The sequence below is a fragment of the Companilactobacillus kimchii DSM 13961 = JCM 10707 genome (assembly GCF_001435445.1).
GTDB classification, from domain to species: domain Bacteria; phylum Bacillota; class Bacilli; order Lactobacillales; family Lactobacillaceae; genus Companilactobacillus; species Companilactobacillus kimchii.
Map to the genome: position 1 here is coordinate 67,540 of NZ_AZDH01000009.1, position 25,878 is coordinate 93,417.

Genomic DNA, 25,878 nt, shown 5'->3' on the forward strand with positions numbered 1-25,878 from the left:
GTTATGACAGAAGATTGGCAAATAATTTATCGGGATACGCCAAGTGGTGTTAAATCATACAGTCAAGAAGCTTTATTAACTTTAGGCAATGGATACCTCGGTTGGCGGGGTGCACCTTTGATGAGTCGTTATAACGCTAATCATTATCCTGGCTTATACGTTGCCGGAATTTTCAATCAAACAACGACCAAAGTTAATTCTCGAGACATTGTAAATGAGGATCCAGTTAATTTTCCCAATCCTCAATTATTAAAGATTAAAATTAACGAAACTGAAATTACGGTTCCCTATGATCAACGAAAAGCCACTCTGGATATGCATAAAGGCAAGTTAACAGAAGAGCTAGTTTACCCAGTTGATGCAGGGCACTTGTTCATTAAAACGACTAAAATTTGTGATCCAGTATCCTATCATCGTTTGGCTTTAAAGGTAGAGTTATCCTTAGATTTTTCAGCTCAAGTCAGTGTTGAAATGATAATCGATGGTAAGATTCAAAATCAGAATGTTGCTCGTTATCGTAAATTCAATAGTCAGGAATTTAAAGTAACTCGGACCGCTGATCATATTTTGCAAGGGAAAACTTTGCAATCAAATATCAACTTTGCTGTAGGAGCTAAAACAACTAGTTCAGATACTAATTTTGAAACGACTTATGATCAGGATACGATTGTGGATTGTGCAACGATTAAATTAGCTGCTAAACAAGTTTTAAATGTTAAACGGGTTATCGCGGTAGCAACTGATTATGAGAGTTCAGATTATTTGAAGATTGTTAAAACTGCTGTTGATAAAGGTACTTTTGAAGAAATTTATCAAAGTAATTTACAACATTGGTCCGATTTTTGGAAAGATGCTGATGTTGAAATAACCAGTGATGATAAGGATATTCAAAAATTAATTCGATTGAATATCTTTCAATTACATCAAGCTGCACAAAAATTAGCTAATCCGGATTTGGATGCGTCGGTTGGTTCACGTGGATTGACGGGTGAAGGCTATCGTGGTCATATTTTCTGGGATGAACTCTTCATTGCCCCTTATTACACAACAATTGAACCCCAAACGGCAAAAGCTTTAATGAAATATCGGATCAAACGTTTGCCAGCTGCTAGGAAAAACGCTGAATTGCAACGAGAACATGGTGCTATGTATCCTTGGCAATCGGCTAGCATCGGTGATGAACAGGCTCAATTGATTCATTTGAATCCAATGACTAACGAATGGTATCCCGATAATTCACGTTTGCAACGTCATGTATCTTTAGCTGTCGTGTATGATATTTGGAATTATACACAGATGACAGGTGATAATAGTCTGCTAGAAGAAGGCGGCTTGAATGTACTTTTACAGACAAGTAAGTTTTGGATAGAAAAGGCTGAGTATGATGGTGAAAACTACCATATATCTGGTGTCATGGGTCCGGATGAATTCCATGAAGCTTATCCGAATACAAATCAAGGCGGCTTGTCAGATAACGCTTATACTAATATGATGGTAGCTTGGTCATTGTCTTGGTTATTGAAATTACGTCAGACAATGCCAGAAGCCTTTGCTAAAGCCTGTGAAGAATCAGACTTTGATAAATTGTTAATTCGTAAAGCTGATGAAATGGCCCATAAACTAAAAGTTTATATTAATGATCAGGGAATTATTGAGCAATATAATCACTATTTTGAATTGAAAGATTTGGATTTGGTTGACTATGAAAAGAAGTACGGCGATATTCATCGAATTGATCGTATTTTAACAGCCGAAAATAAGTCTGCCAACGATTATCAAGTTGATAAACAAGCTGATTCATTGATGATGATTTACAATTTGGGGCCACAAGTAATGCAAAAGACCTTAGAGCAATTGGGTAATAATTTGCCAAAAGATTGGTTGAAAAAAAATCGCGATTACTATTTAGCTAGAACTGTACATGGATCAACTGTTTCTAGACCTGTTTACGCTAGTATCGATATTGCTTTAGGGGATGTGGATAAGGCTTGGGAAAAGTTACAAGTAGCCATCCGTTCTGATTATGATGATATTCAAGGAGGAACAACCGCTGATGGTATTCATACCGGCGTTATGGGTGCAGTATTAACTGTTATTATGCGTGATTTTGCTGGTGTAAGATTTGAGGATAATATATTAAATATAGATCCACAGTTACCAAGTAAGTGGCAAAAATTGTCATTTACACAACAGTATCGCGGCGTTATATATCATCTAACATTTGAAGATAATGTGATAATGGTTAAAGCTGACCAGGGCTGTATCATAAAGATACGTGGTCACGAATATCAGTTGGAGGCTAATAAAGAAGTCAGTTATTAAAAAATATCCAGAAATTATTTGATTAATTTCTGGATATTTTTGTGGGGAATACATAATAATGGCAAAATTAAATACTTGTTGTTAAAGTGAAGTTACTCAAGGAGGTATTTTTTGATGAAAGTACTTATTATTGGTGCCCATGGTAAAGTGGGACATTTGTTGATTGATGAACTTCAAAACAAGCAGATTGATTTTGCTGCAGGATTACGTAGTGAGGAACAAATCAAGGCTTATCAAGCAGAGGATATTCCAACACAATACATTGATTTGACTGCACCGATAGCTGAAATAAAGAACTCAATTGAAGCTTCTGGAGCTGATACATTAGTCTTCACAGCAGGTGCCGGTGGTGCTGGTTATGATTTGACTATGGAAATTGACTTAGATGGTGCCATTAAGACGATGGATATCGCCCAAACATTAGGTATTAAGCGCTATATTATGGTTAGTGCTGTTTACAGTGATGATCGTAGCAAGTGGGAAGCTTCAGGAATCAGACCATACTATATTGCTAAGCATTATGCTGATAAATATCTTCGTAGCACAAACTTGGATTACACAATCGTACATCCGGGAATGTTGACGAATGATGATGCTGTAGGAAAAATCAATATTCAAAGTAATTATGAAGGTGGCAGTGTTCCAAGAGCTGACGTAGCTAAGGTTATTGCCCAAACTTTGGAAACACCTTCTACAATTAAGAAAGATATTAACTTTGTCACTGGTGACGAAGATATTGTTAAAGCTGTAAGATAAAAATAAGGTTCAGAAATCAATTAAGATTTCTGAACCTTATTTATATGTCCTAAGCAAGAATAGTTTCAGGGACAGTAGCAGTTTTCTTTTCAAGACGACGTGAAATATTCTTTCTGAGTTGTTCATTTTCAAAAACAACTTGATCATAGTTATTTTTGAGTAGAAAGCGGGCAACTTGTTTAGAGAAATAATTGGCTTTAACAACGTCCTGTTTATTGGAACGTTTCATAAAAGTACTGAAAAAATTATTCATCATTGAATTGAGAACATTAGTGAAGAAGGGGATTCTAATCTGTTTAGTATTAGCAGTGTACCAAACCTTTTGATTATCGAGTGTGATGATAAGTTCGTTACCACCGACATAGGGAATCTTCTTGGTATTCATGGCTACGACAGCAATTTTTTTTGGCATATGCAAGACTCCTTAGCAAGTTTAATTATTAGCATAATATCATGATAAAAAATATATTAATAAAAAACGATTTTTCTGCTTACAGATATAATGTTCAAAACCTTGTTAGGTCAAGTATAACGAAGTATATAGACAATTTGTAGCGTTTATTTAATACTTCTTAATTGACAACGTTTACATTATATTTGATCAATTTTTTGATCAAGATTATATAACCAAAATAAAGATAAATGAACCTTAAAATATTCACTTTTTGCAATAAAAATTGCTACTTTTATAGTCTAATTTGGAAAAGGGACTTGACGTATTATTTGGAAAACGCTATCATGGTTCCTGTAAACGATGTGTGTTACTGATTCGATCAGGCATAAACCTACTAATGTTGTGCATATTTTGGTGTGCAATTAGTGGGTATTTTTTTTAGGGGGTAAGTCATTGAAATTTGTAAGAAATTATAATAATAATGCAGCCCTTGTAGTTGATGACCATCATGTTGAATGGGTAGTTGTTGGAAAAGGCATCGGATTTGGCAAGAAAACAGGTGATTTGGTGGACGCATCAAAAATCACCCAACGTTTCAAGTCGGAGAATACAGCAAACATTGATAATTTAGGGGAATATGATAAATCTATCATTGATGTAACTTCTGATATAGTTAACGATGTCGAGTCTTTCTTAAAAGTTAAATTTAATGATTATCAATATTTAATTTTGGCTGATCACATCAATTTTGCTTACGAACGAGCAAAAGAACACATTGAATTTACGGATAGAGCAGTTAATTGGGAAGTAAAAAAATTATTTCCTAAAGAATATCAAGCATCATTAAGGTCAATTAAAATCATCGATAAGGATTTGAAAGTTAATTTTACTAAGGATGAATTAGTTTTCTTGACGTATCATTTTGTTAATTTGGAGAATGAAAAAGAATCCCTTCAGGACACGATCCAAGTTTCCAAGATAATTTCCGATATCATCAATATTATTCAAATCAGTTACCATAAGACTTTGGATGATGAGTCATTCAGTTACAGTCGTTTGGTTTCACATTTGAGATATTTTTTAATTAAAAAAATCAAATCCAATAAGCCTGCTGGTGAACAATTGGACCCTAGTTTATTGAAGTTAATGATTGCAAAATATCCTCAAGAGAATCAAACTGTTCAAAAGATTTCTACATTTTTACGAAATACTAAAGGATGGGCAATGTCGTCAAATGATCAGATGTATTTGATCTTACATGTTTGGCGAGTGACCCATCGCGAAAATTAAATACTAGCGTGTTACTGTTCGGCAGGCATTAGCTCAAGAAAATTACATTACTATTGGTGAATAGTGGTGTGACCTCTTGAGCTTTTTTGTTTGCCTGCTAAAGGAGGAAATATTATGAAGGACTACGATAGTTTAGCTAAGAAAATTGTTAAATTAGTCGGTGGCAAGGATAACGTTAAAAGTGTTGTTCATTGTGCCACAAGATTACGTTTTAAATTAAAAGATGAAAAGAAAGCTAATACTGAAGAATTAAAAGATACCGAAGGGGTCGTAACGGTTGTTCAAAGTGGTGGCCAATATCAAGTTGTTATTGGTAATGAAGTCGCTGACGTTTACGATCACGTTGTTAAAGTGGGTGGTTTCCCAGATGGTGGAACTGTTCCCGATGACTATGGCGAAGATGATGAAAAAACTAGCTTACTAGATAAGTTCATTGATTTGATTTCTGGAATCTTTGCTCCAGCACTAGGTTGCTTGGCCGCAACTGGTATGATTAAAGGCTTGGCAACTATTCTAGTGACAACAGGAGCCGTAACTAAGACTTCTGGTACTTATATCGTGCTTTATGCAATTGGTGATGCTTTCTTTTACTTCCTACCAATCATTTTAGGATTGTCGGCTGCTAAGAAATTTGGAGTTGATCAGTTTATCGGATTATCAATTGGTGCAGCGTTAGTTTATCCAACAATCGTTGCTTTGAATCCTACTGCTGTAACTGGTAAACCACTATTCACTTTGTTTGCTAATACAGCCATATCTTCACCAATTCACATTACTTTCTTGAAGATACCAGTAATTATGATGAACTATACTTCATCCGTTATTCCTATTATCGTGGCTATGTGGATTGCATCTAAAGTTGAACGATACTTGAAGAAAGTCATTCCAAGTGTTGTTAAAACCTTCTTAGTTCCATTCTTTACTTTATTAGTTGTTGTTCCATTAACTTTACTAGTTGTTGGACCTGTTACATCATGGATCAGTGATGCCTTAGCTGCCGGTGCTTCAGCCCTATACAACTTAAGTCCAATTTTCACAGGTGCCGTTATTGGTGGCTTGTGGCAAATCCTTGTTATCTTTGGTTTACACTGGGGACTTGTTCCATTGGCAATGTTAAATCTACAAAATCTTCATTATGATCCAATTCTTGTTTTAACTGGTGCTGCATCCTTTGCTCAAATTGGTGCTGTTCTAGCAGTTATCATGAAAGTTAAGAGTAAGAAAGTTCAAGGACTTGGTTGGTCAGCTTTCTTATCAGGTATTTTTGGAATTACAGAACCAGCTATTTATGGTATTACTTTACCTCGTAAAAAAGTCTTCGCTATGAGTTGTATCGGTGCGGGTATCGGTGGCGCTTTGATGGGACTATTTGGTACTAAGAGTTACATGGTCGGGGGACTTGGCGTCTTCTTATTCCCTAGTTACATTGGTGCTAGTGGTATGGATATGTCAGTTTACGGTGCTCTTATTTCATGGGCTGTTGCCTTTGTTATTGCATTAGGACTTTCATTGGTCTTTGGTTTTAGTAAAGAAGATCTTAAGAACGAAAATACAGTTAAAGAACCAGCTTCAAATAATGCAGAACCACAATTAGCCACAGCTATGGCTAGTTCAGCTACAGCTACAACAACTGCTGCTCCTGAAACAGTTGAAAAAGAAGCAGTTACGCCTGAAACAATTATCAGTCCTGTTAAAGGTTCAACCGTTCCATTGAGTGATGTTAAAGATGAAGTCTTTGCTTCAGAAGCTCTTGGTAAAGGTGTTGCGATACTTCCTGATGAAGGAAAAGTTTATTCACCAGTAGATGGAACAATTACAGTTGTTTTCCCAACAAAGCATGCCATTGGTATCAATTCTAAAGGTGGAGCAGAATTATTGATTCATATCGGTATGGATACGGTTCAACTAGAAGGTAAAGGATTTACTAGTCACGTTGAACAAGGTCAAGAGGTTCATCAAGGTGAGTTGTTAATGGAATTTGATGTTGACGGTATTACTAACAAAGGTTATGACGTTACAACGCCAGTTATTGTTACTAATTCAAAGAATTATAACGATGTCGACGTGTTAGTTGATGGTCACGTTGAACCTGGTGACAGTATTATTGATTTAAAATAAGCTTTAATTTTTATGCCAGAAAGCGTTAACATATAAATATAATGAAATTGAAGGAGTAGAGACTATGACAGAATTTCCAAAGAACTTTTTGTGGGGTGGAGCTACTGCCGCCAATCAATATGAAGGTGCCTGGGATGTTGATGGCAAGGGAGCAAGTACAGCTGACCTTTTGCTAGGTGGAACTTATGATAAGCCACGTGTATTTACTAAAGATTTGCAACCTGATGGCTATTATCCATCACACGAAGGTAGTGACTTCTATCATCACTACAAAGAAGATATCAAGCTATTAGCTGGTATGGGCTACAAGACTTACCGTATGTCAGTTGCCTGGACAAGGATTTTCCCAAATGGCGATGATGCTGAACCTAACCAAAAAGGTTTGGATTTCTATCGTAATGTTTTCGAAGAATGTCGCAAATATGGAATTGAACCATTAGTTACAATTTCACATTACGAAATGCCTTATCATTTAACAGAAGCTTATGGTGGCTGGGGTAACCGCAAAGTCATCGACTTCTATGTTAAATATGCCAAGACTTTATTTACAGAATACAAAGATTTAGTTCACTACTGGTTAACATTTAACGAAATTAATATTGGTATGATGTTCGGTGGCTACATGTCACTAGGACTACCAGTTAAAGACGGTGCTGCTCCATTTAATGGTGAAATGACTGATGAAGATATTCAAAACAATCTTCAAGGTTTACATCATCAATTCGTTGCTAGCGCTTTGGCAGTTAAAATTGGTCACAAGATCAATGCTAAAAATATGATTGGTTGTATGATTGCTGGTAATGTTAACTATCCATTGACATCAAATCCTGACGATATTTTGAAAGCTCAACACGCCAACGAAATTAACAACTACTATTGTGGTGATGTTCAAGTTCGTGGTGCATATCCACACTTTGCACAACGTTTCTGGGATGAACACAATGTTAAGTTGAATATCACAGCTGAAGATGCTGAAGTTCTTAAAGAAGGAACCGTTGATTACTACACATTCAGTTACTACTCATCAAATGCTTTGACATCAGATCCAAGCAAAGCTGAAGCTGCAGGTAACTTCTCAACTGGTGTTAAGAACCCCTACCTTAAGTACAGTGAATGGGGCTGGGCAATGGATCCTAAGGGACTTCGTTGGTATCTAAATGATGTTTATGGACGTTATGGAATCCCTGTTATGGTCGTTGAAAATGGCTTAGGTGCTCGTGATACTGTTGAAAAAGATGGTTCAATCAATGATGATTATCGTATTGAATATCTACAAGGCCATATCGAACAAATGAAAGAAGCCATCAAAGATGGTGTTGATTTGATCGGCTATACTCCTTGGGGCTGTATTGATTTAGTATCAGCAGGTACTGGTCAAATGGAAAAACGTTATGGTTTCGTTTATGTTAACCGTGACGATAATCAAGAAGGTGACTTTAGTCGTACACCTAAGAAGAGTTATTACTGGTACAAGAAAGTTATCGAATCAAATGGTGAAGATTTGAAAAATTAATAAGCTTCTTAATTGCGTAACGAGGAATTTGCTTTCATAATTGACCTAGAAGTTCAAAAAGAGGTAGTCATTATGAAAGATAAAGTTCCCAGAGTTACTTTAAGAATTTCGATATTAGTTTTAGTATTGATAACAATTTTGTTGCTGATCATGAGACAGCCACATGCGATTTTGGCAATGTTCGCTGTGATAGTACTATCGATTGTTTATTTAATCGGTATGGAAAAAAATCATGAAGAGTTTATGCAACATCATAAACGTGAAGAAAAATTTAAATAACAATAGAGAATTAAAAGGGAGACACTTTTCTGAAAATGTGTCTCCCTTTTGCTGTTATAACTGCTATTCTAGAGGTGTAGATTCATATAAAATATCAGGGAGATATGTTTTTATGAAAAAATATAGAATGGTAGCTTTAGCTGGGGTATTGCTATCAACCACAATTTTAGGTGCCAATGCTTCAATTATTGAAGCTGCAACTAAATCAAAGGAAATTCGTGTTAAAAATGAATTGAAACGGGCACCAGCAATTCAAGCACAAGCCACTAGCACTAGTGTCGATTCAACTACTGGTACGGGAATGGTTAGTAAACAAAAGTTTTCTGATTTGAAGAATGATCAGATACTAAAGATTTCACCGATTTTTCAAGAAGATGTAGATAATAGTCGTGAAGGATATGCAGCCTTGTTACAAGATAGATTGGGCATTGTTGATAATAAGGGAAATTCGTTAGCAATGACAATTGAACAGCGTGATAAGCAAACAAATTTTGCCACCAAAGTTAGTTACGCAGATGGTAAAGAAACTAAGACCATTAATTTAGAATATAATTATTTCAAACCTGAATTGAGTACAGAGCGGTCTGAACCAATGAATTATAAGGGCGACAGTTTACCAAGTAATTTTATGGACGCAATTACTAGTGGAAAGAATTTGAATAATGCTAGTACTAATGTACCTAAATTGTCACACAATAGAACTGATCTAAATGGACATAAGGATGATGTTGAAACTGAAATAACTCATATGAGTTCCAATATAGATACTAAAGGTGGAGAAATTGAATTTACTCCTACTGATGTAACTTATGGTGTAAAAGGAGATTCTTTAATTCGCCACGTAAAGATTTTCCAAGAGCCAGATTGGAATCAACTAGCTGATCGAACTTTACAGTTAAATGATAAAGAGGGGTTAAGTAAGCCAGTTACAATTACTGATTCTAACGGTAATAGATACTCTGTTACTATGAATTCTGATGCGGTTAATATCGCTGAACCTGGTCAGTATAAAGTAACATACAAAGCTACCGGTATTGATGATAGCGGAACTCCAGTTATTGATGAAGGAAGTCATGTTGTTGGGAATAATATTGTTTATACAAAACGAGATCAAGCAATAACTGTTTCTGGTGATAAGACACAAGTAAATTACAATCTTATTATCAAGGACAAGAAGACTGGTAATATTATTGATACTCAATCTGGGCAAGCAGCAGATGGCTCGACCGTGACGATTGATACGTCTAAGCTTCCTAGTGGTTATACATTAAGTGATGCTCAAAAGACATTCAAAGTAGATGGTAAGAACCCATCTAAGACTATTGAGATATCTAAGAGTGTTAATTATAACGTTAAATATTTAGATAAGGATACTAATCAACAAGTAGGTAAAAATGTAACTGGTGTAGGTAACGAAGGCAGTTCAATTGTTTTGCAGGCACCGAGTGGGTATGATTTTGCGGATACATCGGATATGATATTAACCTTAGACAGTCAGACACCTCAGAAAACAATTTATCTAGTAAAAAAAGCAGTTTCTAGTATTCCAGTTGAAAGATTGAATTATACGATTCAATATAAAGATTTTAGTACTAATGAGGTGATTGATAAGAGCACATCACAGGGCAATTTGGGTGATTATATTAGTGCTGAAGCCCCTAGCGGTTATACTTTGGCTGACTTATCTTCATATGGCTTTTTACTTAACAAAAACAATATGATTTTTACCAGTTACGTAACAAAGGCTAATACATCTTATAGTATTTCTTACATTGACGAGGCCACTAACAAAGAAGTAGGAACTCAAACGGGTAAAGGTGCCGATGGTGAAAATCTCGATTTGAAAGTGCCAACGGGTTACGCATTGGTTAACGCTGATGATGCTATTTATCAGATTAATAGTAGTAATAGGAATGTTAAAATCTCCGTGAAAAAAGTAGCTGACAGTGATGATTTAGGATTAGTTTCAACTTATCCTGATGGTGGTTCCGTTCAAGTTTATGATAATAATGGAAAAGCTGTGAATATTGAATTAGGTCAGGCAAGTAATTGGGTAACTGATCAATTAAAAACTATTAATGGAATTGAATATTATCGAGTTGCAACCGATAAGTACATTAGGGCCGATAAGGCTTATAAGTATGTGCCATTTAGTAATGTGGCAATGACTTCAAAAGAAACGCCAGTATATGATTCCAAGGGTAAAGTGAATACTGAAAAAGTATTAGCCAAAAATACACCTTGGTATACTGACAGGATTGCTAAAATAAATGGAATTAAAATGTATCGAGTCGCTACTAATATGTGGGTTAAAGCTAGTGAAGTACATTTGAAATATTGAAACAAAAAACTCAATCCAAAACGGATTGAGTTTTTTACTTCCAATTGATTTTAGAGAATACTCTTCGACCTAAAACTTCACGCATAAACATGAAGAGAGGCCAGGCAATTAAAAAGATAGCCAAGAAGAGATATGTGTACTGTAATGTTAAAATACTTTGCAGTCCAAAAGCTTTATTTCCAAAAATAAATGTAATGATGAATAAAGCAAACGAGATAGCAATCATAACTTTCTTCCTAACAATCAATGGATTACTGATGGAAATCAATGCACAGTAACCGATAATACCGATGGTGAAGACGGAAAGGGTTGAAGTTGTTGCAAAATTATAATTGAAATGTCGACCCAAAATTGAGATGACTATTATAAAGATGATATTACAGATAGCTGAAGGTAAAGCAATCTCCATAACGTTACGCATGAAACGTCCGGCTGGTGGAGTATAGTTTGGTTCCAAAGCTAGGATGAATGTTGGGATACCGACTGTTAAAGCATTGATTGGCGTTAATTGGGATGGTTGGAAAGGATAGCCTGTTCCCAAAATGATGAAGAAAATCGACAAAACAACGGAATAAATAGTTTTGATCAAGAATAGAGAAGCTACTCTTTCAACATTATTGATAACACGTCGCCCTTCGTTGAGCATAAAGATCATTGAATCAAAATTACGATTCAAAAGGACGAAATCGGCTGAGGCTTCAGCAGCATCACTTTCACCTGCAATGGCAACACTACAGTCAGATTGACGCATTGCTAGAACATCATTGACACCATCCCCGGTCATACCAACAGTTAGACCATTATCTTGCATGGCTTTAATCAAATCGGCTTTTTGGCTAGGACGAACTCGACCGAAGACTTTATATTCTTTTACTAATTCATGATAGTCTTGGTCATCTGTAACGCTACTCATATCGATATAGTTATTACCAGTAGCGATACCAGCTTGGGCAGCAACGTTAGCAACCGTAACTGGATTATCCCCAGAAATAATTTTTAAATCAATTCCCTGATTTTTTAGATATGAAAAAGTAGAAGGAGCCTGCGGTCTAACTTCATCGGAAATCAATAATAGACCTAAGAGAGTCTGTTGAGAATTCTCTTTTAGAATAGCAATGACACGGAATCCCTTTTCAGCGGCCTTTTCAACCGTTCGAGTGACCTCTGGAACAGGATTTTTAATAATGAATTCAGGAGCACCCATAATATATTTAACATTTGCTTCATCTATAAATCCGGAATATTTGGTTTCAGATGAGAAAGGAATAACTTCTTGGACATCAGTTTGAAAGGCAGCAACGTTTAAATTTTTAATAGCTAAAGCGGTTGCGTTAGTTTCCTGCGTAGCCTCGACAATTTTAGTAGCGATAGCTTGAACTTTATTGGTATCCATATCTTGATAGGTAAGGGTCTTTTTAACTGTTAGTTTACCAGTGGTGATCGTACCAGTCTTATCAAGACACAAAGTATCAACTCGAGCTAAGGTTTCAATGGCGCTTAGTGACCGCACCAGAATATTACGCTTGGATAGGTTGTAAGAACCAGTAGCTAGAGCGACGGCGGTTAATAGAACTAAACCTTCTGGAATCATTCCGATAACGGAGGCAGAAGTACCTAAAATGGATTGAGCCACGTCTCCATTTTTTAAGAATGAGCGGAAAAATAAAAGAAGTCCAATCGGTATGATAGTATATGTTAAAATTTTAATGATGTTATTAATTATTTTCATTAAAACGCTGACAGATCGTTTTTCCTTACCAACGGCTGAGGATAATTTAGAGACAAAACTCTCATGACCGACTTGAGTCAATTGAATCTGGGCTTGTCCCGCAATAGCAAAACTGCCAGAGAAAACTTCGTTATCAATTTGTTTGGCAATGGTATCAGATTCACCAGTAATACTGGATTCATTGATCTGTAGACCATTAGAATAACGAACGATTCCGTCAGCGGGAATTGTATCGCCACGTTTGACCATAACGATATCATCTTCGACCAATTGATCGATGGGAATTTCTTGTTTATGCTTATCACGGATAACGGTAAAGTTTTGAGTATTAACCAAACTAATTTTATCGACGGTGATTTTAGCTCTGATTTCTTGATAACTACCAATGATAATATTGGCAATCACTGGTCCTAAGAAGAACAAGTTCCGATAGGATCCAGTCCAGAAAATTAAGATGGCAATGATCAAGTTTAGGAGATTAAATAGTGTGAACAAGTTATCGGCCAAAATTTTTGGTATTGGACGCGATAGTTTCTTTATTTGTACATTTGTCAGTCCCTTTTGAACTTGAGTGGCGACTTGCTGACTCGTTAGTCCATCTTCGAGGCTGGTATATGTTTTCGGTTTTTTTATTTTTACCATACTCTACCTACGACTGTTAGTTATTTTTAATTGAATGCTATATAATCTTTACATAACTTAAATTTAACATAAAAGGATGAATTTAATTTGAACAATTTATTTTTTGATCTGGATGGAACCATTATTAATTCTGAAACGGGAATTATGAAAAGTTTGAGATATATGTACCAACATACCTTGGGATATATTCCTCATGATGATGCGACTTTGCATACTTTCATTGGACCAACTATAGGTGCCTCACTTCAAAAATACGATCATTTAGCACCGGATGATCCGTTGATTAATCAAAGTATAAACGCCTTTAGGGAATATTATCAAGATGAAGGTTGGATGGAGTACACTGTTTATGATGGTGTTTTAGAAATGTTTCAAGAATTGAAAGAGGCTGATAAGCAATTATTTATCGCCACATCTAAGCCGGAAATTTTTGCTAAAAGAATTATTGATCAGTTAAATATGAAGGAATACATCAGACATGTCTTTGGTGCAGCTGAAGATGAGTCAGTTCGTTCATTGAAGGAAGATGTCATTTCTTATGGAATTGATAAAACTTCTGTCGAATTAGATACAAAGAATCTTGTTATGGTTGGGGATCGTAGCAGTGATATTGTAGGGGCACATAAAAACAATTTGAAAGCTATTGGAGTGACATACGGTTTTGGTGATTATAAAGAATTAAAAGCTGCCAATTCTGAATGGATCGTCAACAAGCCTCAAGAGGTTGTTAATCTAGCTATGGAGAAATAATTATGAGCAAGTCATTGTCTTACAATAGACACGGTTTTACATTAATTTTGTTATCAATTTGTTTGATGGTAATTGTCTTTTTGGGAATCACTCTGTCTACAGTTTTAAATAGTAATTACGTAAAAAAAGTGGTCAGTAGTGAAGCAAATGTAACTTTGATCAAAAATTATACCAATCAAAGATTGGGAAGACTGGTCAACAGTTATTCGATTTCGACGAATTTATCATCTGTTAACTTAACTAATAAGGATGTCAAAAAGATAATCAATACCTCCGTGGATGAGGTGTATAGCGATGACTCACAGTTAACTATCGGTAGTGCCATTCTGGCGACCATTAGTACTAAATTAAAGGCTGAAGCTCAGAATTACGGTTTAAATATCGATAACGAAATTGATACTGTTATTAAAAGCAATGAAGATTTGATGAATCAGATTGTGGATAATGATTTAGGACCTATTGAGACGGTGATTGTTAAGATTCAAACCATTAAGAAATTGATCAAGACAGTCATGGTTGCAGCGGCTGGAATTTTCATATTACTTGCAATACGATTACGTTCTAAAGTTGGTTCTAATATGTTGTTCTTCCACCATTTGGGGACAGTTGGTATCTGTACATCAATTCTTTTAGCTATCGTATTGGGTTGTGTCTACTATCCATTGCAAGATATTATTGTAAGCAATATCGACTACAATGTTAGGGATGTATTATACAATGTCCTCAATGGGATATTCCTGAGTTATATAACAATTATATTTATGGTATTCATTGTCAGCTTGATTGATTGGGGAAGTACCATGAAATATAAGTATTGAGGTCGATAATGAAAATTGAAATAAGCAATGAGGCTCAAATCAAGTTACAAAAATACGTTGATGCAGGTAAGAAACTGCTTTTGGATTTGGATGATGGCTTCGGTCGTTTTTCAGATGAAGGAACTTGTGCACTTTTAACAAAATTCCGAATTATCGTAGTTGATCCAACAGAGAATTTGTCTGATTATACGGTGCATTTAAACAGTACTTTGGGAACAATTTATTTTAAAGATAGTGCAAAAGATTTCTTAGATGATTACATGAAATTAAAAATTGATCCTAAAACACAGCTGTTGATTTTTAGTAATTCCAGAGAAATAATTGATAAAAGTGTTAATATTATCAATTATTAAAATTGAATAGAAAATATCTTGAGGGAGTTTGGAGACGTATGTCTTCGAACTTCCTTTTTTACTTTAGGCAGAAATTATGAAAAAAACTTTTGAACAACACAAAATGCTTTTCATCTGGTTACTGTTTCTTACTATGAGTGTCATCATTATTTATATAACTGATTTAGCTAACGGTCATATTTGGTCCTATTTAGATCTTGATACTGATGGAAGATTTCATGTGTTGAGAATTGAAGGACTATATCAGGCCTTAAAGCATGGTCAATTCTTTCCAACTGTGAATATGTCATTTATGAATGGTTTCGGTTATATTGCCAATATCTTTTATGCCGACCTTTGGCTTTATCCAGCGGCTATTTTAAGATTGATTGGTCTGACAACAGCACAAGCCTTCGTGACATATTATGTCATGCTGAACTTGGCTACTTTTTTGATAGCCTTTTATACTTATCGTTACGTTAGTCATAACGCTACTAAAAGCTTATTATTTAGCTTTGTTTATACTTTGAGTGCTTATCGGATTTTTGATATGGTACGTAGATTCGATGTGGGTGAGACACTGACATTAACTTTTCTGCCAATTGTAATTCTGGGAGTCTATGAAATATTTTATGCTGATGCCGGTAAGTGGAAATTCTTAGCCTTCGGAATGACGATGATTATTTATGCGCATGCGCTATCACCAATATTGATTGGCATCTTTATATTTTTCGTAATTTTATTTAGAACCAAAGCATTGATCAAAGAACCACAACGAATCGTGAAATTGATTTATGCTGGTCTAACTGCTGGAGTATTAAGTCTGGCTTACCTCTTACCAATGTTTGAACAGTTGCATCGAACAAAATTCAAATTGACTTCACCATTAATTGACATTGCTCAAAGAAGTAATTCATTTAAAGATGTTCTAGTTTGGAGTTTTACGAATAATCTTTATCAAGAAGGTATTGGGTTAATCTACATCGTCGTTGCCTTGACCATTCCGTTCGTCATTTGGAAAGAAAAGAATCCAGCCGTACGTGACTTTGCAATTATCGGTGAGATCTTTTTGTTGATGACGACTAAGTTCTTTCCCTGGAAGGTTTTAGAAAATACACCATTAAAGATAATTCAATTCCCTTGGCGTTTGAATATGTTGATTACGATTCTATTCAGTGTATTTCTGGTTGCTGATCCGTTACATTTATTTGAAAAAAGGAAATGGCAATTCATTCTCATTGGACTAGTAATTTTGCTTACATTGGTTTCAGAATCCAACTTAATCAAGAGTTATCCTAATGAATATGACACTTATACTTCTTTTAATCATTTAGATTCTTATAGTATCGGCAGTGGTGAAGAGTACTTACCTAAAGAAACTGGTTTAGCCGAACTGCGTTTAGCACCTCATGCTCCTGTGGTTAAGAGTGGTACTGTCAAAATCACTGAATTTGAACAAAAGGGATCACGATTAACATTTAATTTCACCAACGCTAAAGAGGCTAAAGTTAGTTTACCAATTATTGGTTATTATGGATATTCATCTAAAAAGTCACTTGGCAATGTGTCAGCTTTGAAAATGAATTTAAAAACGGGCTTAGGTCAAGTGACTCTAAATGGTCAAGGTATTGTCAGAGTCGAATATGTTCAAACATGGATTCAAAAATGTAGTAGAATTATTTCGATATCTAGTTTATTGATCTTATTGATTACTTTTTGCATTAGGAAAAAAGAGTGAGAAATAAGTATCTTTTACAAGAGGCTAGTTAGTATAATAAACGTATTGTTTATTTACTAAGAAAGGTATTTTGTTATGCAATTAACGTTTTTGAATAAAAAGAATTGGAAAAAGGCTGCAATCATTGTATTTACAATTGCACTTTTTCTACTGGTCAGCATTTTGGCTGTCTATCAAGCACAGATTTTCCAAGGCAAGATTTGGTCATTCTTAGGTACAAGCGATGATCGGTTCCACAATATGAGAATTGAGGGACTATATCATTCATTGTTGCGTCACCAGTACTTCCCATTTATTAACATGTCATTCATGGATGGCTTTGGATATATTGTTAATATTTTTTATTCTGATTTTCTACTTTATCCAGCTGCATTCTTGCGTTTAATGGGTTATTCCAGTGCTCAAGCAATTGTCGGATTGAATATTCTATTAACATTTTTGACAATGGGAGTTTCTTTCCTTTGTTTCTTTAAGATCAAGAAAGAATATTGGAGCAGTTTGGTCTTCAGTTTCGTTTACACATTATCAACATATCGAATGTATGATGTTCTATATCGCCACGATTTAGGTGAAGTGGGAGCATTCGTTTTCTTACCGATAACGTTATTGGGTATTTATGAAATTTTTTACGGTGAACATAAAAATTGGTTGTATCTAACTTTTGGTATGACTGGAATTATTTACTCACACGCAATTACACCAATATTGATGGCTATCTTAATTGTCGCAGTGGCGGTTTGTCAGATTGGTGAATTGAAAAAAACACCGACTCGATTATTGTCTCTTTGTTGGGCAACAATTTGTTCCTTGCTTTTAACAGCAGCTTATTTCTTACCAATGTTAGAGCAAGTAAAACATACCAAATTCATTTTGACCCAATCAAATTCCAATTTAGTTGCGGCCGCAGCTGATTTTTCCGATATGGCTCATGCGAGTTTAAATAATGTTTATAATCAGGCTAATCCTGGAATCTTGATGTTATTTGCGGCAATAGTTGTTTTTATCTCTTTGACTAAAATTGAGAATAAGGCTGTCCGTGATTTTTCACTAATTGGAGCAGTAATGTTACTCTGCAGTACTAAATTGTTTCCTTGGGAACTCTTGAATAAAACGCCAATTAAGATGATTCAATTCCCATGGCGTTTTTATATGATTGCTTCATTATTGTTAGCGGTCTTTATTGCCGCTGATCCCTTGGGAATATTCAAGAAAAGAACGATGAAAGCTTTGTTGATAGTACTTGTCATGTTGACAGCAATTTCTTCAGAATATCGTTTGGTAAATGATTCACCGCTTCAAAGAAATACTTACGAAGCCTACAATAAATCAGAACCTTATAGTGTTGGAGCAGGTCAAGAGTATCTTCCTATAGGAACCAATTTAAGTAAGTTACAAAGAAGCAAACATAAGCCTCAAGTAACTAAAGGAAAAGCTAAGATTACTAACTTCAAGCAATATGGCACACGTTTAAGTTTTAATTTCAAGAACGCTAAGCATGCCAAAGTTGATTTGCCGATTATCGGTTATTATGGCTTCCAAAGCACGCAATCTAAGGGTAAAGTATCCGAATTGCATGTAGATAAAACTAATAATAATTTGGCTCAAGTAACTATTCATGGTAAAGGTAAGGTAGTAGTTGATTACTTCGAAACGACGACACAAAAGGTAGCTCGTCGTACTTCGTTCTTATCATTACTAGTTATCATTGCAATATTGTTTATTAATAAATTGAATTTGATCGACTTCAGTAAAATTGAAGGTTTGAAGAGTAATAAAGAAAAATAATATTCAGCAAATAACCAGTCAACTTTAAGTTGGCTGGTTATTTTTGTTGTTATGGAAGAATATTAATTCTATAATTATAGAAATTTTACAAATGGGGGGAAGCTAATGGATTATACAAAGTTTAATTCTAAAATTATTGACCAATGGGTCGAAGAAGGTTGGGAATGGGGCAAACCTATTTCACACGAAGAATATGTTAAGGCTCAAAAGGGTGAATTTAGAATGGTTTTGACACCTAATCGAGAAATTCCCCGTGATTGGTTCCCAGAATCGTTGACTGGTAAAAAGGTTTTAGGTTTAGCTTCGGGCGGTGGACAACAAATGCCAATATTAGCTGCTTTGAGTGCCGACTGTACAGTCTTTGATTATTCGCAAAAACAATTAGATGCTGAAGAAACGGTTGCTAAACGTGAAGGATATGATATAGAAATTATTCGTGGCGATATGACTAAACCTTTGCCATTTGAAAATGACAGCTTTGATTTGATTATTCAACCTGTTGCTAATTGTTACATTGAAGATGTTCAGCATGTTTGGGAAGAAAGCCATCGTATTTTGAAAAAAGGTGGTCGCCTATTGGTAGGTATGGATAATGGCATCAACTATATCTTTGATAAAACGGAAACCAAGCTCTATCATGCCTTACCTTACAATCCATTACAGGATGATAAAATTAAAGAGGAATTTCCCTTAGAAGAAGATGGAATTCAATTTTCACATACATTGGATGAGCAATTGCGTGGTCAAATTAAAGCTGGTTTTCAAATTGTTGATTTATATGAAGATACTAATAGCGAAGGCAAACTTCATGACTTCAATATTCCGACATTTTGGGCTAGTTACTCTGTTAAAAAATAAAAGAGTCTGATAATGAATACATTTCATTTTATTCAAAAAAATAGCCAGTAACTCATAATCGAGTTACTGGCTATTTGTCTAGTTTCAATCTTTTAAATCATCAACATCAGTAAGTGATGCTAAATTATCTTGTTTAGTAACGGCTGTTTTATCAACTGTAACTTTGAACCAGTTAACGAATCCATGATCGAATTCAGCAACCTTAAACTTAAAGTTATCCATCTCGAACTCAAAATCCTTTTGAATGTTAGGATACTTTTCAATAATATAACCACCGACTGTGATAATATCGGAATCTTGAAATTCAGGAATGTCAGATTTGAAGTAACGTTCGAAGTCGTAAAGTGTTGTTTTACCAGAAACGTTGTAAGAACCATCAGGATTCTTAACAATATATTCATCGGAAACATCATCGATTTCATCTTTAACGGTACCAAATAATTCTTCGTAAATATCTTTATCGGTAACGATACCACTAGTCCCACCGTATTCATCGACGACGATAACGATAGGTGTTTGTTTTTTGATCATCTTGGATAAGATATCTTGGATAGGCATTGTTTCAGGAACGGTGTTAACAGATCTCAAAATACGACTGATGCCAACGTTACCATCGACTTGATTTTGACGGACAATGTCGTAGGCGTATACGTAACCTAAAACCTTATCTTTATCATTATCGGCAACGACAGGGAATCTTGAGAAACCTTGTTGTAAATAATCCTTGATGACATCTTTAACTTTATCGGTAATGTCGACAACGTAAAGACTAGTTCTATCAACCATGATGTCTTTAGCAACTTTATCATTTAATTCGAAAGCACGTTGCATGAAGATAACATCGTCAGGCTCCATATCGCCACCCTTAATAGATGACTTAGAAAGTCTGAGAATTTCTGATTGAGAGAAAACCTCATTTTCGGAATCAGCTGGTTTCATTCCCATCAAACGAACGATACCTGACGCAGACACGTTAAGTAACCAAACGAATGGATAGACGGCAATGTGGAAGAATCTTAACGGTGTAACGACAAGCATTAACATCGTCATTGGCATATCAATTGAAATGTTCTTAGGAACAATTTCCGTCAAAACAACTTCAAGATATGTTAGTAAAAGCACACCGACAATAGAGCTAACGGCATGTAAACCGCTACTACCGCCGGCAGAAATATGGGCAACACCCAATACTTCTACTAATAAGTACTCAATCGTACTTTCACCAATCCAACCTAAGATGATACCAGCAATACTAGTACCAACTTGTGTTGTTGATAAGTACTCATTGAGGTTGTTGACCATCATAAGAGCACGTTTTAATTTTTTTGTATTACCATTACCCTTTGAAATTGCATCTTCTAGTTGGCTGGATCTGGTTTGTACTAAAGCAAACTCAGCAGCAACAAAGAAGAAAGCAAAAATGAAAGTAAGTAAAATGATAATGAAATTTGTTGTAATTGTAGAACTTGACAATATATGATTTCCCCTTCTGTTCTTGTAAGATGAATTATACACCAAAGAAAAACCGACTGTGTCGGCTAAGAGTAAATATTTTATTAATACATCTTTAGTATATCCAATTTGAAGGTTAAAATATAGCAAGGATGATTTTAATTTAGACTACATCGATTTTGTAGTTGAACTTCACAATTATTATTTTTATAATGAAGAGAATGAAACAACCTTGGGGGAATCCTTTTGACTAAAGTAAAAAGCAACAATTTATTAACTCCTGCACAAGCTGCCAAAGATTTAGGGATAAGTGTAGCTACATTGCGTAAATATTCTTTGATCGTTGAACGCACGACTGAGAATAGTAAATATTTTGAACGTAATAGTCAAAATAATCGTTTGTATACGCAAAAGAATATTGAAGATTTTAGAGAAATGGTTAAATTGAGCCATGGACCTAAAATGACTCTGGAAACATCCGCAATGCAAATTTATCCAACTTCTGAAGTGAAAAAGGATAAAGTTGAGGATGGACAACAAGAAGCAAAGGTTAAAGAATTACAAGTAACCGTTGCTAAATTAGAGTCTGAAAATAAAAAGCGCGAGCTTACAATCAAAGAATTGCAAGGCGAACTTAACGATGCTCAAAAAGCTAAGGAAGAACTACAAGTTGAATTAGATACCTTGAAGCAACAAGCAGAGGAAAAGGTTCAAAGTACGGATTCTAATAACAGTGGCAATGATAATGAAGAGATCAAAGAACGTGTCAACGAAAAGGTTAATAATGATAAAAAGGGTCATTGGTGGAACAAGTTCATGGGCTAAACAGCCAATTAAGACTATGATATCAACCTTTTAAGCAATCGGGTCGTACCAAAATGTTGTTTTTGGTGCGGCTTTTTTATGTATAATTAATCCTTGTGATAACAATTTAGGAGGATTAATTTTGAAATTAGCAATGATTGGGTTAGGCAAGATGGGAATCAATTTGACTGAGAACTTGATTCGTAATGGAAACGAGGTAGTTGCGTTCGATTTAAACGACGCTGCCAGAAATGATGCCTCAACACTAGGTGCACAAGTAGAACAAACCTTGGAAGACGCTGTTAAACAATTGCAAGCTCCACGTATTGTCTGGGTAATGTTACCAGCAGGGAATCCTACAAATGAAACAATTGATAAACTTAGCGAAATTCTTGATCCCAATGATATTGTAATTGATGGGGGCAATTCATTTTTCGAGAATTCATTGAAACATAACCAAATCTTGAAAGATAAAGAAATTAAATTCTTTGATGTTGGTACTTCAGGTGGTATGAGCGGTGCTAATCGTGATGGTAACTTCATGATCGGTGGCGATGATGAAAAAACTTTTGAATATATCGAACCAATTTTCAAAGGAATTGCTCAAACAGATGGATACTTGTATACTGGAAAGGCCGGTAGTGGTCATTATCTAAAGATGGTTCATAATGGTATTGAATACGGTATGATGCAAGCAATCGCCGAAGGTTTCGATGTTTTAGCGCACAGTCAATTTGATTATGATAATGAGGCTGTTGCTAAAGTTTGGGAACACGGATCAGTTATTCGTGGTTGGTTGATGGAATTAACACAATCAGCATTTTCAAAAGATCCTAATTTGAATGAAATAAAAGGGGTAATGCACTCTTCTGGTGAAGGTAAGTGGACTTTGGAAGAAGCCTTGAAATTACAAGTACCAACACCAGTTATTGCAGCATCATTGATGATGCGTTACCGTTCTTTGGAAGATGATACCTTTACCGGTAAAGTTGTGGCTGCCTTGAGAAATGAATTTGGCGGACATGATGTCGATAAAAAATAATAATTAAGGAAGCTTGCCGTTGACAAGCTTTTTTTGTTCTTGAGGGTGATTTTTTATGGTGAAGGAAAAAGGTAAAGTATTTTTGCTCCTTTTAATTGGAGCATTTATCGGTAGTAATCTTCGTTATGCCGAGAGTTTAATTTTCAAAACGAGTAACGGTTTTCCTCTGGGGACGTTAATAGCAAATTTGAGTGGGGCTTTGCTATTACCATTTTTGATTCATTATTTACAGGATCGTTATAACTTATCCTCACAAGTAGTTTTGACTTTAAGTACAGGTTTATTAGGTTCTTATACAACTTTTTCAACATTTACGGCTGATACTTATCGGTTGTATGAGAGCGGTCAATGGCAATCCTTACTGATATATTTAACATTTACACTTGTCGGTGGCTTCTTATTAGCTCTATTAGGTAACTATTGGGCAGCTGGTCAGGCATTTAATGACTATGTAAGGAGCAGACGTAAATGAACTTTTTAATTGTAGGTTTTGGTGCTGCTATTGGTGCCTTTATAAGAAACGAGTTAACTTTATTGCAATCTAAGATACCAGTCGATTTTCCCGTTATAACTTTACTGATTAATATCTTTGGTGCCTTGTTATTAGGAATATTCACTGCACAAATTCATAATGGTGCGATATTATTACTACTAGGTACAGGGTTTTGTGGAGGTTTCACAACCTTTGGTACTTTCAGTATGGAATTAAGTCAGTTGTGGTTCCAACACCGTCTATGGAGATGTCTGTTATACTTTGTTTTAACTTACATTTTTGGTATTTTAGGATTCATCATTGGAATTCACATTTAGGAGAAATCAAATGCAAATGAAAGAACACGTATGGAATGAAAGTTTTCATCCAGGAATTATTTCTTCCACAAAGTTATATTTTCAAGATTTATTTGTAGGCGCCAAGAGAATGAGTCGTAAGGATTTTTGGTGGGGCTTTTTAGGAATGACTATCGTAGCTGGAATCATTATGGGAATTTTAGCCTTTGTAATTACAAAAATGCCAATAACTGATTTCTATTGGAGTTCAATTGTCGGTGTAGCATTGGCAATAACATTCGGATATTATATGATTTCTATTTTCACAGCCGTTATTAGAAGATTGCATGATAGAAAGATGCATGGCTGGTGGGTATTGTTACCAATAATTCCATTTTTGGGCGATATAGCGTTACTAGTATTGCTATGTTTGCCACAAAAAGATTTAGGAAATTCCTGGCCCAAAAATATTTAACTTGCTTTCAACATAAAATTCAATTCTAATTGGAATTGAATTTTTTTTGTTGCATAATTGTAAAGTAAAAACGGGAGGACAATTATGTGTGGACGTTATATGTTTCAACCAGATCAGAATCCTGAAATAAAAAGAATTTATCAGTTGGCGGTCGATGCTGGGTACAATCCTAAGGTTGGTGAAGTTTTTCCAACCGATGAAACGGCCTTGATTGTTGCTGGAGAAAAAATGGTAAGAGTTGTCGGTATGAAATGGGGATTTCCAGGTTTTAAAATGGGCCAGTCGATTATCAACGCTCGTTCAGAAACGGTTCAACAGAAGCAAATGTTTGCGGACTCATTTAAAAAGCGCCGTTGTGTTTATCCGACAACTGGTTTCTTTGAGTGGAATAAGACAAAGCAGAAATATAAATTCAATTTCAGTAATGATCCTGAGACACTTTTTATTGCCGGTTGTTACAATTATTTTGATGGTGTGGCGCAGAGTATTCTCTTTACCACCCAACCGAATGAATCGATGGTCAAAATTCACGATCGAATGCCATTGATCTTAGCTAAAAATCAAATTAATGCTTGGATATATAACGATGACTTTGCACAAAAATTTTTAGACAGTGCGATGCCTCAATTGATATCAAGAGCAGAAGAATAGGTGCTTTTAATGAATAGTAAGATTCAAAAATTTAATAACAGTGATGAATATTTCCAATGTCCCATTTGTGGTGAAAAATTAAGTTTAGTGGGCAATAGTCTAACTTGTGATCAAAATCATACTTTTGATATTTCTAAAAAAGGTTTTGTTGACTTCGTGTTAAATAGCAAGCAACAGAAAAATTATGATCTGGAATCGTTTGAAAACCGCCATTTGATTTTGGAACATGGAATGTATGATCATATCGCTGATAAAGTTGTCAAATTGATTCAGGATCTTAATATTCAAAGTACACTCGATATCGGTTGTGGTGAAGGTTATTATTCGAAAAAAATCGCTGAATTAGAAAACAAGGATGTCTTTGCTTTTGATATTTCAAAGGATTCGATTCAATTGGCAGCTAAAGGTCCTAATACGCCAGTAGAGTGGTTTGTTGGTGATTTAGCTCATTTACCAATACAGGCTCAAAAGATTGATGGTGTCATTGATATCTTTTCTCCTGCTAACTATGGCGAGTTCAGTAGAATTTTAAAACCAGCAGGATACGTTTTGAAAGTTGTTCCTAATGAATATCACGTTCAAGAATTACGTGAACAAGCTAAAGATCAATTGAAACAGGAGAAATACTCTAATCAGAAGGTTTTAGCTTACTTTGAGGAACATTGTACGTTAGTGGATCAAATCGACGCTACAAAGACGTATAACGTCTCTGAGAAAGAACGAAATGCTTTTATCAATATGACACCGTTATTGTTCAACGTTGATAATAGTCTGATAGATTGGAATCGGGTGAAGCAAATAACAGTTGGATCAACAATTTTGGTTGGACAAATTAAGTAAGATAAATATGCCATCCTCCACAACAAACACGATTGGTTTGGAACGCTGTGGAGGCTATTTTCATCTTACTAGACTAAAATATTTTACAAAATCATCTATAAATATACTTACCTCAAGAAAAATAATTGAAATATTATTTAGTTTGGAGTAAGAATTGGAAATGTGTTCAGCTATGAAATTA

23 protein-coding genes are annotated in these 25,878 nt (G+C 35.2%); 20 read left to right on the forward strand and 3 right to left on the reverse strand.

The window, feature by feature from the left end; all coding sequences use genetic code 11:
- The first annotated feature begins 3 nt into the window (after positions 1–3).
- Positions 4–2,322, forward strand: coding sequence for a glycoside hydrolase family 65 protein (locus FC97_RS04660; protein WP_054642831.1), 2,319 nt, complete (start codon positions 4–6; stop codon positions 2,320–2,322).
- A gap of 114 nt (positions 2,323–2,436) precedes the next feature.
- Entirely contained in the window at positions 2,437–3,078 is a 642-nt protein-coding gene (locus FC97_RS04665; protein ID WP_054642832.1) for an SDR family oxidoreductase, read from the forward strand.
- A 49-nt stretch (positions 3,079–3,127) separates the two neighbouring features.
- Here FC97_RS04665 and FC97_RS04670 read toward each other — a convergent pair whose 3' ends face one another.
- Positions 3,128–3,490, reverse strand: coding sequence for a hypothetical protein (locus FC97_RS04670; protein ID WP_054642833.1), 363 nt, complete (start codon positions 3,488–3,490; stop codon positions 3,128–3,130).
- Positions 3,491–3,925: 435 nt separating this feature from the next.
- Between FC97_RS04670 and FC97_RS04675 the strand changes: the two genes are divergently transcribed.
- From FC97_RS04675 to FC97_RS04695, 5 genes are all read left to right on the forward strand, one after another.
- Positions 3,926–4,762: a PRD domain-containing protein gene (locus tag FC97_RS04675; RefSeq protein WP_056967874.1), complete on the forward strand. Its 837-nt coding sequence runs from the start codon at positions 3,926–3,928 to the stop codon at positions 4,760–4,762.
- Between the two features lie 114 nt (positions 4,763–4,876).
- Positions 4,877–6,880, forward strand: a complete 2,004-nt coding sequence (locus tag FC97_RS04680; RefSeq protein ID WP_054642836.1) for a beta-glucoside-specific PTS transporter subunit IIABC — start codon at positions 4,877–4,879, stop codon at positions 6,878–6,880.
- 64 nt (positions 6,881–6,944) lie between these two features.
- On the forward strand, positions 6,945–8,393 hold the full coding sequence (locus tag FC97_RS04685; RefSeq protein ID WP_054642837.1) for a glycoside hydrolase family 1 protein: 1,449 nt from the start codon (positions 6,945–6,947) through the stop codon (positions 8,391–8,393).
- A 12-nt stretch (positions 8,394–8,405) separates the two neighbouring features.
- Entirely contained in the window at positions 8,406–8,672 is a 267-nt protein-coding gene (locus FC97_RS04690) for a hypothetical protein (RefSeq protein WP_156314080.1), read from the forward strand.
- Between the two features lie 112 nt (positions 8,673–8,784).
- On the forward strand, positions 8,785–11,013 hold the full coding sequence (locus FC97_RS04695) for an SLAP domain-containing protein (RefSeq protein WP_054642839.1): 2,229 nt from the start codon (positions 8,785–8,787) through the stop codon (positions 11,011–11,013).
- Positions 11,014–11,047: 34 nt separating this feature from the next.
- Here the strand turns inward: FC97_RS04695 and FC97_RS04700 are convergent, their stop codons facing one another.
- Positions 11,048–13,384: an HAD-IC family P-type ATPase gene (locus FC97_RS04700; RefSeq protein ID WP_054642840.1), complete on the reverse strand. Its 2,337-nt coding sequence runs from the start codon at positions 13,382–13,384 to the stop codon at positions 11,048–11,050.
- A gap of 87 nt (positions 13,385–13,471) precedes the next feature.
- On the opposite strand from FC97_RS04700, the gene FC97_RS04705 reads away from it, so the two are divergent.
- The 6 genes from FC97_RS04705 to FC97_RS04730 all read left to right on the forward strand — a co-directional run bounded on the left by FC97_RS04705 (position 13,472) and on the right by FC97_RS04730 (position 19,665).
- Positions 13,472–14,134 carry an HAD hydrolase-like protein gene (locus tag FC97_RS04705; RefSeq protein ID WP_054642841.1) on the forward strand — a complete coding sequence of 221 codons (663 nt, stop codon included), beginning with the start codon at positions 13,472–13,474 and terminating at the stop codon, positions 14,132–14,134.
- A gap of 2 nt (positions 14,135–14,136) precedes the next feature.
- Positions 14,137–14,952: a hypothetical protein gene (locus FC97_RS04710; RefSeq protein ID WP_054642842.1), complete on the forward strand. Its 816-nt coding sequence runs from the start codon at positions 14,137–14,139 to the stop codon at positions 14,950–14,952.
- An 8-nt stretch (positions 14,953–14,960) separates the two neighbouring features.
- Positions 14,961–15,305: an iron-sulfur cluster biosynthesis family protein gene (locus tag FC97_RS04715; protein ID WP_054642843.1), complete on the forward strand. Its 345-nt coding sequence runs from the start codon at positions 14,961–14,963 to the stop codon at positions 15,303–15,305.
- Positions 15,306–15,381: 76 nt separating this feature from the next.
- On the forward strand, positions 15,382–17,022 hold the full coding sequence (locus tag FC97_RS04720) for a glycosyltransferase family protein (protein ID WP_054642844.1): 1,641 nt from the start codon (positions 15,382–15,384) through the stop codon (positions 17,020–17,022).
- 75 nt (positions 17,023–17,097) lie between these two features.
- Positions 17,098–18,807: a glycosyltransferase family protein gene (locus tag FC97_RS04725; protein WP_054642845.1), complete on the forward strand. Its 1,710-nt coding sequence runs from the start codon at positions 17,098–17,100 to the stop codon at positions 18,805–18,807.
- 105 nt (positions 18,808–18,912) lie between these two features.
- Entirely contained in the window at positions 18,913–19,665 is a 753-nt protein-coding gene (locus FC97_RS04730; RefSeq protein ID WP_054642846.1) for a class I SAM-dependent methyltransferase, read from the forward strand.
- An 84-nt stretch (positions 19,666–19,749) separates the two neighbouring features.
- Here the strand turns inward: FC97_RS04730 and FC97_RS04735 are convergent, their stop codons facing one another.
- The gene (locus FC97_RS04735; protein ID WP_025085798.1) at positions 19,750–21,138 is read right to left on the reverse strand and encodes a hemolysin family protein; all 1,389 of its coding nucleotides are present in this window, start codon (positions 21,136–21,138) and stop codon (positions 19,750–19,752) included.
- Between the two features lie 225 nt (positions 21,139–21,363).
- On the opposite strand from FC97_RS04735, the gene FC97_RS04740 reads away from it, so the two are divergent.
- The 7 genes from FC97_RS04740 to FC97_RS04770 all read left to right on the forward strand — a co-directional run bounded on the left by FC97_RS04740 (position 21,364) and on the right by FC97_RS04770 (position 25,697).
- A complete protein-coding gene (locus FC97_RS04740) occupies positions 21,364–21,942 on the forward strand; it encodes a hypothetical protein (RefSeq protein ID WP_054642847.1) in 579 nt (192 codons plus the stop codon).
- Between the two features lie 121 nt (positions 21,943–22,063).
- Positions 22,064–22,963, forward strand: coding sequence for a phosphogluconate dehydrogenase (NAD(+)-dependent, decarboxylating) (gene gnd / locus FC97_RS04745; RefSeq protein WP_054642848.1), 900 nt, complete (start codon positions 22,064–22,066; stop codon positions 22,961–22,963).
- A gap of 55 nt (positions 22,964–23,018) precedes the next feature.
- On the forward strand, positions 23,019–23,435 hold the full coding sequence (locus tag FC97_RS04750) for a fluoride efflux transporter FluC (protein WP_225868727.1): 417 nt from the start codon (positions 23,019–23,021) through the stop codon (positions 23,433–23,435).
- Entirely contained in the window at positions 23,432–23,773 is a 342-nt protein-coding gene (locus FC97_RS04755) for a fluoride efflux transporter FluC (protein WP_025085802.1), read from the forward strand. The genes FC97_RS04750 and FC97_RS04755 overlap by 4 nt, the downstream gene beginning before the upstream one ends.
- 10 nt (positions 23,774–23,783) lie before the next feature.
- Entirely contained in the window at positions 23,784–24,206 is a 423-nt protein-coding gene (locus FC97_RS04760) for a DUF805 domain-containing protein (protein ID WP_054642849.1), read from the forward strand.
- An 84-nt stretch (positions 24,207–24,290) separates the two neighbouring features.
- Positions 24,291–24,857 (forward strand): SOS response-associated peptidase family protein, encoded by a 567-nt coding sequence (locus FC97_RS04765; RefSeq protein ID WP_054642850.1) that lies wholly within the window; start codon positions 24,291–24,293, stop codon positions 24,855–24,857.
- Between the two features lie 9 nt (positions 24,858–24,866).
- The gene (locus tag FC97_RS04770; RefSeq protein ID WP_054642851.1) at positions 24,867–25,697 is read left to right on the forward strand and encodes a methyltransferase domain-containing protein; all 831 of its coding nucleotides are present in this window, start codon (positions 24,867–24,869) and stop codon (positions 25,695–25,697) included.
- Positions 25,698–25,878: the final 181 nt, after the last annotated feature.